Origin of the sequence: Halonotius aquaticus, assembly GCF_003605575.1 — an archaeon.
GTDB classification, from domain to species: domain Archaea; phylum Halobacteriota; class Halobacteria; order Halobacteriales; family Haloferacaceae; genus Halonotius; species Halonotius aquaticus.
The window spans coordinates 53017-66173 of record NZ_QKNY01000008.1 but is presented as its reverse complement, the minus strand read 5'-3'; the positions used below and the strand labels follow the sequence as shown (position 1 = coordinate 66173).

The window sequence follows — 13157 nt, the reverse complement described above, 5'->3', positions numbered from 1 at the left end:
TCGATCACTAATATCGCCTATGAGCGTTGAAACCGCATCACTGGAAGATCTGGGTCGAGAACTCGGCGAGAAAATCGCAGACTGTCCAGAACATACGGCGTTCCGCGAGGCCAGCGAGGCTGTCGAAAACGACGCCGAAACCCAGGAGGCGATCAAGGAGTTTGAGGAGCTTCGCCACCAGTTCATGCTCGATCGAGAGGCCGGAACCGCCGACCGCGAATCGATGCGTGAGGTGCAGGAAGCCCAAGAAGAGCTCCACAGCATGCCGCTGATGGAGGAGTATCTTGAAGCCCAAGAAGAGCTCCAGGCAAAACTCGAAGCGGTCAACAAGGCGATTTCTGAACCGCTGGCAGTTGACTTCGGCGGCGAGGCCGGCGGCTGCTGTCAAGACTAACCACCACCGCGGTCTGTTCCTGTGTCGACCGTCGCAGAACCACGAGTCCCGGGTGATTACTGACGTGACTGACTACTGTCGATATTAAGCGCTGAGGCGATCTCTTGATTGTGCTCGACGAGCGTGGTGACATCCTCTTGGAACCCAACATAGTTTGTGACCGTACCCTGCCCATTGGTAACAGGCGCGACGGTCAGGCGGTTCCAGAAAACCGTGCCATCCTTGCGATAGTTCCGAAGCGTCTCTGTGATCGGCTCTGCAGCTTCAATCGCTTGACGGATCTTCGAGACAGTGTCGGGATCGGTCGCCTCACCCTGGGGGAACCGACAGTTCCGTCCGAGTACCGCCGATTTATCGTATCCGACCTGCTCACAGAACTTGTCGTTCGCATAGATCAGTGGGTTGTCATCCGTGCTGGGATCACTGATCGTGATGCCGATCGGGGCGTTGTCCATCGCCCGTGTTTTCATCTGTAGCTCGGCTTCCCGCTGGATACGGTCGGTGATATCGTGGGCGACAAGCAGATGCTGGCCTGGCACAACGTCTGCGGTGGCGGCGTATTCGACCGTTCGCTTCGCTCCAGTGGCATTGACAATCGTCATCGTGTCACGTGTATGTCCCTCAGTTTGGAACGACGCCCATTCGCCCGCAAAATCGAAGTCATCCGGCAGGAACGTGGAAAGATATCGCCCCTGCAGTGCCGCTGCTTCAACGCCATAGACCGTCGCCGCCGTTGCGTTGGCATCGAGAATCCGTCCATCGTCGTCGGTAATAATCATCGCATCGTTGGATTCCTCGAAGACGGCGCGATACTGATCACGCGCTCGCGTGAGCTTTGGCACCCGTGGTTCAGCCATCGGTGCTGCGTCGCCGTCCAGCGCGGCTTGACGCGGAATCGAGACCGTCATTGTCGTCCCGGCATCTGTCACACGCGGTGTAATGGTGCCACCGTGGTTGGCAACGATCCAATGAACAAGCCAGAGCCCGAGGCCGCTCCCATGCACAAGCGGCGTCTCAGCCTCGGTTTCGAGTACCACACGTTCCTGTTTCGGGAGTCCCGGCCCATCGTCAGTGATTGTCATCGTGACATCCGTGTCGGTTGCGTCGATCGCAACACGAACCGTTGGCTCCTCGCCACCGTGTTTGACGGCGTTGTGAAGCAACTCTGTGAGGACGCGCTCGAAGCTTGGTCGTACCGGAACGGTGACCTGTTCGGGCCCATCAGTCGTCACTGACACCGATGGGAAGCTGTTGGTAACGCTGGTCGTGACACGCTCGGCGAGGGCGGTAAGATCAGTTGTCTCCCGCGGAGCGGTTTGATCCAGCACCGATTCCAGATCCCGCGCTTTATCGCCCAGCGTAATGAGTTGATCGACGGTTTCGAGGATCTGCTCGCTGTGTTCGGTCGACCCGTGCTGGTCGGACATCGCCTGTGTGTGGCCGCGGATAACTGTCAGTTTGTTCCGCAGATTGTGGCGAAGCACGCGGTTCAACACGGTCGTGAGGTTGGCCTGATTGCGGAGTCGCTGCTCCTTCCGATCACATTTGAGCTCATGACCAAGGAGTCGGGCCGTGAGTTCAGCAAAGAGAAGCTCCCCATCCGTAAACGGATCACAGCGCTGCCCCTGGGTGACAAAACAGATCTCGCCGCGGTGAGTGCCGTCGACGATGAGTGGCGTGTAGAGATAACAGCGGCAGGTGGGGGCGTCGTCGTGGCAGGTGGTCGCGTGGTGGCCGCCAGTAGCAGCCACAGATTGTGACGAAAGGTTGTGCAGTGCCACCTGTGTTTTCTGATCGCTGGACGGGTGACAGCCTGCTGTCACCAACTCATCGAGAGCAGGGAGACCATCAGCTGTGGAGTCAGTGCTGGTGATCTGTTCGATCGCCTCAGTCGACGGATCTCGCATGACGAGAACGCCGACATCGGCCTCCAGATACTCCGTACCGAGATCGAGTGCGTCGGTCGCTTGCTGTTCGATCGGGGCCTCTTGTCGAATGATTGAATCAAGGCGATCGCGGGCAGTCCCCGCCGAGAGTTGGGTCGTCGACATCAGCGGCGACCTCGCCAAACCACCGAGTGAGTCGGCTGCTGTGTGAGCCGCCACCCGCAACCCGCAAACGCCGCAAGCCGACTAACACGCCGTGGACTGGATCGACTCAGATGACAGTGGGAGGCCATTCAACGCTCCATCGAAACGGTCTTGCGGTCGGACGGCCACCCGCAGGTTCGACACCCGCCGTTGGCGTTTGACTGAACCTGTTTGTTCATGTTATCGTATACGCGTGGATAAACTGTAAAAAAACAGGCTAACCAACAGGTTAGTGACCGACTTACGCCGCGGTTAGCGATCATATTTACCCCTGTTTTTCAGACATGCCAGTAATGTTGTTTCAGGTAGCGGTCATGACCAGGATGGGACACGCGTGATGGGAGCACAAATCACCCCGACAGCTGACACCGCGAACTCACACGTTCTGTTTGTCGGCACACCCAAAGTGGATCTGGCGACCATCTGTGCCGAGTCGACGCCCGACGCAGTCAGCGTCGATGTCGTCACTGATGGGCAGGCGGCACTCAAACAGCTTATCGCCGCCAGTGAGACACCAGACGAGCTCCAACTGCCTGATCTCGTCCTGTTACAGCTTGATTTCACCCTCCCCGACGGACAGACGGTGCTTCAGGCGATCAGGGCCAGCCCGCGGCTCGAACAGCTGCCGGTTGTTGTGCTTGATCCCGACGACAGCGATAACACTCAGATATATCAGGCCGAGGGCAACGCCTACGTACAACTCCCACAGACACCCGCGGCGTATACCGAGCGCATTGACTCAATACTACGATTCTGGTTCGAATGGGCACAGTATCCGGCAACGTGCTTATATCCTGACGGGTAGTTAGTATACTATGCAAGATTCTCGGACACACGAGACACCGGTGGTGCCGGACTCACTGCTCGATAGTGTCTCACTGCTCTCAAAGAAGTGGCATCCCGCAATCGTCCGCTGTCTGTCCGGCAGTGATGGCTATGGCTTTAGCGATCTTGAGAGCCGCCTTGATGGCATCTCCGCGAAGGTGCTCACCGACGCGCTCAGCGAACTCCAGGAGTATGCGATCATCGAGCGACGTGAGATCAGCCAGAGTCCGCTCCGGGTCAGCTATACGCTGACCGAACGCGGCGAGGAGCTCGACGACGTCATCGAATCCCTTGTTGACTGGAGTGAGACCCACCTTGCGGAGCCGAACACTGAACAGGTCGTCTTGGTAGCCGACGACCACAAGCGGGTCAGCACAATGCATACGACCTGGCTCAGCGACGAGTACACCGTTCGAACCGCCAGTGATGGTGAGGAAACCCTCCGACAACTCGATACCGATGTTGGTGTTGTCGTGCTTGACCGCCGAATGCCGGGACTGTCCGGGAGCGAGGTGCTTGAGTGGATTCGCTCCCAGCGGTACGATATCCGGGTCGTCATGGTGACCTCCGAGGATGTTGATCTCGATGTGATGGAGATGGGCTTCGACGAGTATCTCATGAAACCTGTCCGGCAAGATGAACTCCGAGCGGTGGTGGCAGACCTGTTTGAACGCCGGGAGTATAGCACTGAACTACAGACGTATCTGGCCCTCCAGTCGAAGCTCGCGCTCCTTCGGGCCGAGTACCCTGAGGAAACCCTCGATACAAACGAGGAGTTTCAACAACTCCAGACGCGACTCACGGAGCTTGAACTCTCCGAGGACGAACGCGCGGAGATCGATCCGGCAACCATCGAGCAGGTGTTTGGAGCCAGCCAATGAGTTCCGATACAGCAACCAATGCGGGCGATGGCACGCCCGGGCGGATTCTCGATCGTGTTGACGAGGCGATCTGTTCACTCAACGCCGAGTGGGAACTCACCTTCGTCAATGACAAAGCGGCGAGGATGTTGGGACAGTCCGCTGGTGAACTCCATGGCAGCGACGTCTGGGAAGCTATCCCGTCAATCACCGACACGGCCGTTGGCGACGAACTCCGGACAGCGATGTCGACACAGACGCCGACCCGGTTTGAACACTACAACGATGCCCTCGATCGCTGGTTCGAGGTTCGGCTCTATCCCGACGACGACGGGATCACCGCGTGTTTTGACGATGTGACCGAGGAGCGGGGCGACCGACTCGATCAGCGGCGACAGCGACAGTTGTTCGAGACGGTGTTTGAAGAGACCGAGGACGCACTCATTGTCGCCGATACCGACCGCCGGATCACCGATTTCAACGCCGCAGCCGAACAGCTCTTTGGCTACGCGGCCAGCGACGTGCTCGGCGAAACGACTCGGCTGCTCTATGCCAACGACGAGGCCTACGACCGACAGGGCGACGAGCGGTTCAACGAGCACGCCGCGGTGAACGAGGAGACGTATATCGTCGAATACGAGCGGGCCGATGGCACGACGTTCATGGGTGAAACACTTGGGACACCCCTCAAAGGCCCGGACGGCGAAGTGCTGGCCTTCCTTGGCTCGGTGCGGGACGCCAGCGCACGGATCGAGTACGAACAAACACTGGAATCCTACACCGACACCCTCCAGCGGTTCCACGAGATCTCGATCGACGATGAGCGAGCGGCCGACGAGCGAATCGATGCGGTGTTAGAACTCGGCTGTGACCATCTCGGGCTCGATATCGGGATTCTCTCGACGATCGACGACACCGAGTACACCGTCGAGCAGGTCACGGCTCCCGACGACAGCATCCGGCCGGGCGAGCAGTTCGATCTCGGTGAGACGTTTTGTGATCTCGTCGTCGACACGGAAGAACTCGTGGCTGCGGCCGACGCCAGCGACAGCGATCTGGCCGATCATCCAGCCTACGAGCAACAGGGCCTCAGATCGTATCTCGGGACGGCGGTGATCGTCGACGGCGAGCGGTACGGCACGCTGAACTTTTCGCAGGCAGCCGCACGCGAACAGCCGTTTACCGAGAGCGAACGAACGCTTGTGCGCCTTTTCGCCCAGTGGGTTGGCAAGGAACTGAGCCGACAGCAGAACAAACAGCGGGCGGCCGCAAACCGGGATCGACTCCGGCAGATCATCGATCTGTTGCCACAGTTGGTGTTCGCCAAGGATCGAAACAACGAGTATATTCTGGCCAACCAAGCGATTGCCGACGCCTATGGGACGACCGTCGAGGATGTCGAGGGCTCGACCGACGCCGATTTCGTCTCCTCGGAGGCCGAAGCCGAACAGTTCAGACAGGACGACCTCGCCGTGATGGACTCCGGTGAGCCGAAACACATCCCGGAGGAGCCACTGACGAAAGCCGACGGCGAGACGGTGATGCTCCAGACGATCAAGATCCCGTACGAACCGGTCGACCACGACACAGAGGCAGTCTTGGGTGTCGCAACCGATATCACCGAAATGACCGAACAGCGGCGGGCACTCGAAGAGACATCACAGCGGCTCACTGTGGCCTTAGAGGCAACAAACGCGGGTGTCTGGGAACTAAACCTCGAAACGAATGAGGTCATCTGGACGGAGTCGATGGAACAACTGTTCGGCCTCGACCCCGGCACATCCGAGGGCACCTACGAGGAGTTCTTGGAGCTTGTCCATCCGGACGATGTCCCGGCGGTAGAGGCGTCACTCAAGGAAGCAACCGAGAACGGTGACTCCCTCCAGGTGGAGTATCGAGTCGAGCAAGACGACGGAACGGAGATGTGGGTCGAAGCGCGGGCCGAACTACACACGGGGCCAAACACCCCACGACGACTGGTCGGGATCGCCACCGATGTGACCGAGCGCAAACAGCGGGACGCCGAGATCGAACTCCAGTCGGCGGCGATGGAGGTTGCGATGGACGGGATCGCCATCCTCGATGGCGATGAGTATGTCTACATGAATCAGGCGCACGCTGATGTCTTCGACTACGAGCCCGAGGAACTGCTCGGCGAGGAGTGGCGTACCCTCTACGACGATGATGAGATCGAACGGCTCGAAGCCGAGGTGTTCCCGGAACTCGCCGACACCGGCTCCTGGCGCGGGGAGACAGTCGGTCGCAAACGGGATGGAACCGCGGTCACGCAGGATCTCGGCCTCGCCCTACTCGACAGCGGCGAGTTGATCTGTACGAACCGCGATATCACCGCACAAAAACAGCGCGAAGCGGAACTCCGCCAGCAGCGAAGCCGGCTGCGAGCCCTGTTCGACAACTCACCGGACAACATCGTAATCCACACCGCCGACGGCACCGTGATCGATGTCAACCAAACCATGGCCGACTCGCTGGGCTACGACCGGGACACGCTGCGGTCGATGAACGTCGCCGAGTTCGAAGCCGGGATCGAGCAGTCGGAACTCACCGACATCTGGGCGGGGATGGAGATGAACGATACTCTGAAAGTCGAAGGCAAGCACCGCCGAGCAGACGGCGAGACGTTCCCGGTTGAAGTCTGGGTGAACAAGATCGACGTCGACGGCAACGCCCGATACATCGCTGTGGATCGGGATATCACCGAGCGAAAACAGCGGGAAACGGAACTCAAACGAAGCCGGGAGTTCATCGAGCAGGCCCAAGAGAGTGCGTCCATCGGCGGGTGGGAAGTCGACCTTACGACGGACTCACTCCGCTGGACTGACGAGGTCTACCGGATTCACGACCTCCCGACCGACACCGACATAGACCTCAGTGACGGCATCGAATTTTACCACCCGGATGACAGACCACAGATCGAAGCGGCCTTTGATCGACTCATCAGCGACGGTGAGTCGTACGATCTCGAACTTCGGCTCATCACCGCGGCCGACCGAACGCGGTGGGTTCGGGCAGTCGGCGATCCACAGTTCGATGAGGCAGGAAATATCACCGGAGCGTTGGGCATCTTCCAGGATATCACCGACCGCAAGGAACGCGATGAGGAACTCCGGGAAGTAAAAGAACGGCTCGATCTGGCTGTTGAGGGCGCGAACCTCGGCGTCTGGGACTGGGATATGGAAACAGACGCGGTCACGTTCAACGAGCAGTGGGCATCGATACTCGGGTTCTCGCTGGATGAACTCGAACCACGGCTCGAAACGTGGGAAAACCGCGTCCATCCCGCCGATATGCCGGACGTTGAGGCGGCTCTGAACGCCCATATCGACGGCGACGCCGACCTGTATGACTGCGAACACCGGATGCAGACCAAAGCCGGCGACTACCGGTGGATCAGGGATGTCGGGAAGGTCGTCGACCGCGATGACGACGGGACACCAACGCGGGCAGTCGGTATTCATCTCGATATCACCGAGGAGAAGGAATCGAAACTCCAACTTGAAGAGGAGCGAGACATGTTCGCCGAGGGGCCAGCCGTCGTGTTCAAATGGGAGAACGACGACGGGTGGCCGGTTGAATATGTCTCGAAGAACGTCGCTGAGACGTTTGGCTACACACCCGAACAACTCCGATCCGGGGAAATTCCGTATGCCGACCTGATCCACGACGACGATCTCGATCGCGTCATGGATGAGGTCGCCGAGGCCAAAGACAACGCCGTCGATCGCTTCAGGCACGATCCATACCGGATGGTGACGGCCGACGGAGAGATCCGGTGGGTGACAGATAATACCAAGATCATTCGGACTGACGGGGAAATCACCCACTACCTCGGCTACCTGATCGATGTGACCGAACAGAAACGACTTGAACGGTCACTACGGGAGAGCGAACAGTCGGTTCGTGAACTCACCACCATCGCCGCCGATACCGACCGCGAGTTTGACGAAAAGCTTGATGCCCTCCTCACACTCGGTACCGAACGACTCGGACTCCCGTATGGCTTTTTGAACCGGATCGAAGACGGCACACAACACGTCGTGCAGGCTGTTGGCGATCATCCCGATCTTCAGGCTGGTGCCTCAGCCCCGAAATCAGACACCTACTGTCGAAAAACACTCACCCAATCCGACCCAGTTGAGGTACAGGATGCGGTCGCCGAGGGGTGGGGTACTGATCCGGCATACGAACGATATGCCTTCGGCTGCTATATCGGCGGCACCGTCACCGTCGACGGCACCCAGTACGGCACACTCTGTTTCGCCGACCAACAGCGGCGTGACCACGAGTTCACCGACACGGAGCGTGCGTTCGTAGAACTCCTTGTTCAGTGGATTAGTCACGAGCTTGCCACCCAAACCGTCGAACGGAAACTACGGGATATCAACGACACAGCCAAACAGCTCATGACCGTTCCTGACCGGTCACAGATCGCGTCAATCGCGGTTGAGAGCGCCACAGAACTGTTGCATACGCCGTTGACAGGAATCTGGTGGTACGACGACGACCGCGAAGCCCTTGTCCCGGCGGGGATGGCTGAGTCGGCGACAGAGTACATCGACGAACAGCCGGTCTTCGAGGATGACACAGCTCTCGCCTGGCGGGTCTTCGAATCCGGCGAGTTCCAGGCCTATGATGATCTGAGTGCGGTCGATGCGTTACACAACGATGAAACGATGCTTGAATCCGAGGCGATCGTCCCACTCGGCGATCACGGGGTCATGTGTGCAGGCGCGGTGAAATCGCAGGCGTTCTCCGAGGCGGATCTGAACCTCTTTGAGGTGTTGTCCTCGACTGTCGAGGCTGCCCTCACCCGAGCCGAACGGGAGACAGTGCTTCGGGAAACCCAAGCCGAGCTCAAACGCTCCAACGAGGAACTCGAACAGTTCGCGTACGCGGCCTCACACGACCTTCAGGAACCACTCCGCACGGTATCGAGCTATCTGACGCTGCTAGAGCGCCGATACGGCGAGGAACTTGATGGGGACGCCAGCGAGTTCATCGAGTTTGCCGTCGATGGGGCCGATCGCATGCGAAAGATGATCCAAGCGCTGTTGGCGTACTCACGGGTTGACACCCGCGGGGAATCCTTCGAGTCGATCGAAGTGAGACCCCTCCTGGAACAGGTCACCGATGATCTCAGCGTCAAGATCGACGAAGCTGACGCAACGGTGTCGCTGCCAGCGACTACGGCGACAGTCACCGGCGATCACAGCCAACTGGCCCAACTGTTCCAGAACCTCATCGACAACGGCATCAAGTACAACACCGATCGCCCGAAAATCGATATCTCGGTTCGACACGACGATGAGATGGTTGTCATCGATATCACCGACAACGGGATCGGGATGGAAGCCGACCAGATCGACGACATCTTCGAGGTGTTCCAGCGGCTCCACACACGCGAGGAGTTCGGTGGTACCGGGATCGGGCTGTCGATCTGCCGCAAGATCGTCGATCGCCACGATGGAACAATTGACGTGCAATCCACCCCGGGAGAGGGGTCGACATTCACGATCTCGCTGCCACATGGGGAACAAACAGATGAGTGAACAAACTGCTCACACAGCGGTGCCACGGGTAATTGCGGTCGAAGATAACCCGGCCGATGTGCGACTGATGGAAGAGGGTGTTGCGGCCGCCGGTGTCGAACTGGCACTCACCGTCTACAACAGTGGCCGAACGGCCGCCGATCAACTTCGGGCGATCGACGCCGATGCGCCCGATGATCACCCGGATTTAATACTCTTAGATCTGAATCTTCCAGGGACATCCGGACTTGAGCTGCTCACCTTGGTTCGCACCGAAACCCCGTTTCAGGATGTGCCCGTGGTGATCATTTCGAGTTCGGAGAGCCGCGACGATATCAACCGTGCGTATGAACACGCCGCCAACGCCTACGTCACAAAGCCAACTGATCCAGACAACTATATCGACATGATTGACGCAACAATCGATTTTTGGATTACAACCGCCACCCGAACACCAGCCAATGAGTAAGCAATCACTGACCCACATTCTCCTTGTCGAGGATAATCCGGCCGACGCGCGCCTGATCAGAGAGTACATCACCGAACAGTCGTGGCCGAACCTCGATGCCGACGCACCGACGATCGACCACGTTGAACGACTTGCGGAGGCTCGTGAGGCACTCACCGACGAGGTTGATCTCGTCCTCTCGGATCTCGGCCTCCCGGATAGCAGCGGTGTTGAAACGCTTGACCAACTGCTGGCTGTTGGGGCGTCGGCCCCTGTGGTTGTCCTGACCGGGCTCGATGACGAACGCGTTGGTGTCGACGCCGTCGAACACGGCGCACAAGATTACCTTGTCAAAGACGATATTTCACCGCGGTTGCTCCAACAAACACTGCGGTATGCGATCCGTCGGGAACAGCAACAACAGGAGCTCCGACAGCGGAACGCCGAGTTGGCGCTGTTGAATCAGGTTGTTCGCCACGATATCCGCAACGATGTCGCCGTGATTGTCGGCTGGGGCGAGGGGCTCAAAGCCCATGTTGACAGCGAGGGCGAAGCCCATCTGGAACGAATGTTAAATGCCAGTGAACACATCACGAACATCACCGAGACGATCGGCGATTTCCTCAGCGTCCTCGAAGGCGAGAGTGATCCGGAGCTCCACCCGGTCAACCTCGACCGGATACTGACAAACGAGATCGAAAAGGCCCGGTCAGCCTACGACGACGCGACGATCACGGTCAGCGGCGACCTTGACAGCGGCTGTGAGGTTGTTGCGACAGACCTGCTGTCCTCGGTGTTTCGGAACATTCTGAACAATGCTGTTTCGCATAACGACAAAGCCGAACCGGAGATCACGGTGACCGTTACCGACGACGGCGACAGCATCGCTGTCGAAATCGCTGACAACGGACCAGGAGTGCCCGATACCCAAAAGGATGAGATCTTCGGTCGCGGGGAGATGGGTCTAGAAAGCTCCGGCTCTGGGATCGGACTATATCTTGTTGATACCCTCGTCGATATGTACAACGGCTCAGTGACTCTTAGAGACAACGAGCCGACAGGCAGCGTGTTTACCGTCACACTCGACGCAGTGTCGTAACTGGCTCAAAAGCGGAACGCGGTCTGTTGGGTGTTGCATCGGCAACATGGCAGGCCATCGGACTGACCCTGCGAGCAACCGAATCTGGTTGGAGCGAAGTGCTCAGCGATCGATTTAAGATCCACGTTGTCCACAACAGCAGAGAATTGCCGCCTTAGCTATCACCCAGCTGCCCACAGCCGCTGAGAGGCGTCGTGGCTGCTAGTCGTCTGCTGGATCACCGATCATATCGGTTCGAGAGTGCTCCTGCGGATCGACCGCGTCAGCGTCTTCAGCAGACCCAAAGAATGCAGTCGTTCCGGCGGTCGCATCAGAGCGGTCGATCACGTCGTTGAATACGTCCCAGACGGACGTATCTAGCTCATCGTCGGCCGACGACACAATCGGGAGGGAGTCATCTTCTGGGTCAGCGTGGGACTCGATCAGCATCTCGTCTGCTGACGACTCACGGTCCGACGTGGTCGCCGGATGGTCTGTCTGGAGGTCGCTATCCTCATCGAACGCCTCCCAGACTGACTCGTCGGGCTCGCTGTCGTCGGGGGCTGCAAAGAACGTCTCCTGTGAGCCGGTGGTGATCTGCTCGCCTGCAGCAACATCGATGTATGCGTCGAGTTGGTCGAGAGCTTCGTTGTACTCATAGAGCACCGCACCATCAACCACCGCATAGCGACCCTGTGTCGGGTCGTGGATGATTCGCTTGTTGGAGTCGATCGCGATGTCGAGCAGGTCAGTCAACCCCTCGATCCGGACGTCCTCGTATGAGTCTGTCTCCGGGACGGTTCCACGTGAGATCCACTCGCCGTATCGGGTCTTGTCGTAGGTTCGCTTCAGCGACTGCCAGTCAGGGGATCGGCTGTGAAAGCGCCACACAACGAGTGCGAGGAGAAGCCCAAGCACGCCGACGCCCCCCCAGATGACAGACTGCTTCGGGAGTGTCATCGCTTCACCACCGAATGACGGCCCGATCCCTGCCTGCGTCGTTGTGTTCGCCGTGGCCGGCGCGCCGAATGTGATTCGCTCACCAGCGTTTGCCAGCGTCCGTGTCACTGCTGTCGAATGCTGGCGTTCAGCTGACTGCGGTGTCTCGATAGCGTAGGCGCGATCGGTGATCTCGACGGGTGTCGTGACGGTCAGATGACCGTCGTACTTGTCAGTATTGTAGACCGTGTCAACGTGGAATTTGGCGTGAAGCGTTCCCACGTTCTTGACTTCCGGCTGCACCTCTTGAAGCCGGCCTTGGCGGATTGCCCGTATATCGACTGTTGTCTCGGTGACAACTGTGCCGTCTGTCACACGTCGGGAGTCTGTCGCAAGTGGTTCTGTTTCCGTCCAGAATACCTCCTCGTCTCTGGTGGCGTACAATTCCATTGTGATCTGCTGAGTAACCTCAACAGGGCGATCATCGGGAACTGCAGTATGTGCCTGTAAGGTCATTTCTGGGGAGGCGTCAAGCAGATACACCGGCATATTCGCGAGCTGGTCGTCGGGGCTATACAGCGTCGTGTTGCCTGTGACAGCCGCACTGGTGTTGACCGTCGTGGTAAACGACTGGACATCTGTCTGCTGGGTTATTTGCGTTGTCTCAGGTGGTGCGGTGTAAGCCACCGCACTCCCGGCAAGGGCAAGGCTGCTCACCACAACGAGAGCGATAGCGGCAAGCTTGCCGTATCGGCTGCAAAGATACTTCAATCGGAGGAAAACCGTCTCAACACTTCGACTCATATCACTAGACTGGCGGTCAGCACATATAATTATAAGATAACTAATTGGTTTGTGGGGCAGTTACCAACAAGTAAGTGCCCACGTGCTGCTCCCTGTAGCTGTGACAGCCGGTGCCAACACGTCGATGTCGCAATGTATCGAGCGTCGACGTTGAGATATCGGTACGACGA

8 protein-coding genes are annotated in these 13157 nt (G+C 58.5%); 6 read left to right on the top strand and 2 right to left on the bottom strand.

Translation table 11 applies throughout. The features are described 5' to 3' along the window. Window positions 1–19: 19 nt before the first annotated feature. On the top strand, window positions 20–394 hold the full coding sequence (locus DM826_RS06170) for a YlbF family regulator (protein ID WP_120102529.1): 375 nt from the start codon (window positions 20–22) through the stop codon (window positions 392–394). A gap of 56 nt (window positions 395–450) precedes the next feature. Here the strand turns inward: DM826_RS06170 and DM826_RS06165 are convergent, their stop codons facing one another. After that, entirely contained in the window at window positions 451–2445 is a 1995-nt protein-coding gene (locus DM826_RS06165) for a PAS domain S-box protein (protein WP_120102528.1), read from the bottom strand. Between the two features lie 376 nt (window positions 2446–2821). Between DM826_RS06165 and DM826_RS06160 the strand changes: the two genes are divergently transcribed. The 5 genes from DM826_RS06160 to DM826_RS06140 are packed head-to-tail and all read left to right on the top strand — an operon-like array spanning window position 2822 to window position 11265. Beyond that, the gene (locus DM826_RS06160; RefSeq protein WP_120102527.1) at window positions 2822–3289 is read left to right on the top strand and encodes a response regulator; all 468 of its coding nucleotides are present in this window, start codon (window positions 2822–2824) and stop codon (window positions 3287–3289) included. Between the two features lie 10 nt (window positions 3290–3299). Continuing rightward, window positions 3300–4190 carry a response regulator gene (locus tag DM826_RS06155; RefSeq protein ID WP_120102526.1) on the top strand — a complete coding sequence of 297 codons (891 nt, stop codon included), beginning with the start codon at window positions 3300–3302 and terminating at the stop codon, window positions 4188–4190. Beyond that, window positions 4187–9739, top strand: coding sequence for a PAS domain S-box protein (locus DM826_RS06150; RefSeq protein ID WP_120102525.1), 5553 nt, complete (start codon window positions 4187–4189; stop codon window positions 9737–9739). The genes DM826_RS06155 and DM826_RS06150 overlap by 4 nt, the downstream gene beginning before the upstream one ends. Then, complete coding sequence (locus DM826_RS06145; RefSeq protein ID WP_120102524.1) at window positions 9732–10187, top strand: response regulator; 456 nt, start codon at window positions 9732–9734, stop codon at window positions 10185–10187. Before DM826_RS06150 ends, DM826_RS06145 begins: the two co-directional genes overlap by 8 nt. After that, window positions 10180–11265, top strand: coding sequence for an ATP-binding response regulator (locus DM826_RS06140; protein ID WP_120102523.1), 1086 nt, complete (start codon window positions 10180–10182; stop codon window positions 11263–11265). The genes DM826_RS06145 and DM826_RS06140 overlap by 8 nt, the downstream gene beginning before the upstream one ends. 201 nt (window positions 11266–11466) lie before the next feature. On the opposite strand, the gene DM826_RS06135 is transcribed toward DM826_RS06140, so the two are convergent. Next, window positions 11467–12987 (bottom strand): DUF5305 family protein, encoded by a 1521-nt coding sequence (locus DM826_RS06135; RefSeq protein WP_120102522.1) that lies wholly within the window; start codon window positions 12985–12987, stop codon window positions 11467–11469. Between the last annotated feature and the right edge of the window lie 170 nt (window positions 12988–13157).

Excerpts from the sequence above, each read along its gene's own strand:
- DM826_RS06170 (WP_120102529.1), top strand. The coding sequence starts at position 20 with ATGAGCGTTGAAACCGCATCACTGGAAGATCTGGGTCGAGAACTCGGC.
- DM826_RS06165 (WP_120102528.1), bottom strand. The coding sequence starts at position 2,445 with ATGTCGACGACCCAACTCTCGGCGGGGACTGCCCGCGATCGCCTTGAT.
- DM826_RS06160 (WP_120102527.1), top strand. The coding sequence starts at position 2,822 with ATGGGAGCACAAATCACCCCGACAGCTGACACCGCGAACTCACACGTT.
- DM826_RS06155 (WP_120102526.1), top strand. The coding sequence starts at position 3,300 with ATGCAAGATTCTCGGACACACGAGACACCGGTGGTGCCGGACTCACTG.
- DM826_RS06150 (WP_120102525.1), top strand. The coding sequence starts at position 4,187 with ATGAGTTCCGATACAGCAACCAATGCGGGCGATGGCACGCCCGGGCGG.
- DM826_RS06145 (WP_120102524.1), top strand. The coding sequence starts at position 9,732 with ATGAGTGAACAAACTGCTCACACAGCGGTGCCACGGGTAATTGCGGTC.
- DM826_RS06140 (WP_120102523.1), top strand. The coding sequence starts at position 10,180 with ATGAGTAAGCAATCACTGACCCACATTCTCCTTGTCGAGGATAATCCG.
- DM826_RS06135 (WP_120102522.1), bottom strand. The coding sequence starts at position 12,987 with ATGAGTCGAAGTGTTGAGACGGTTTTCCTCCGATTGAAGTATCTTTGC.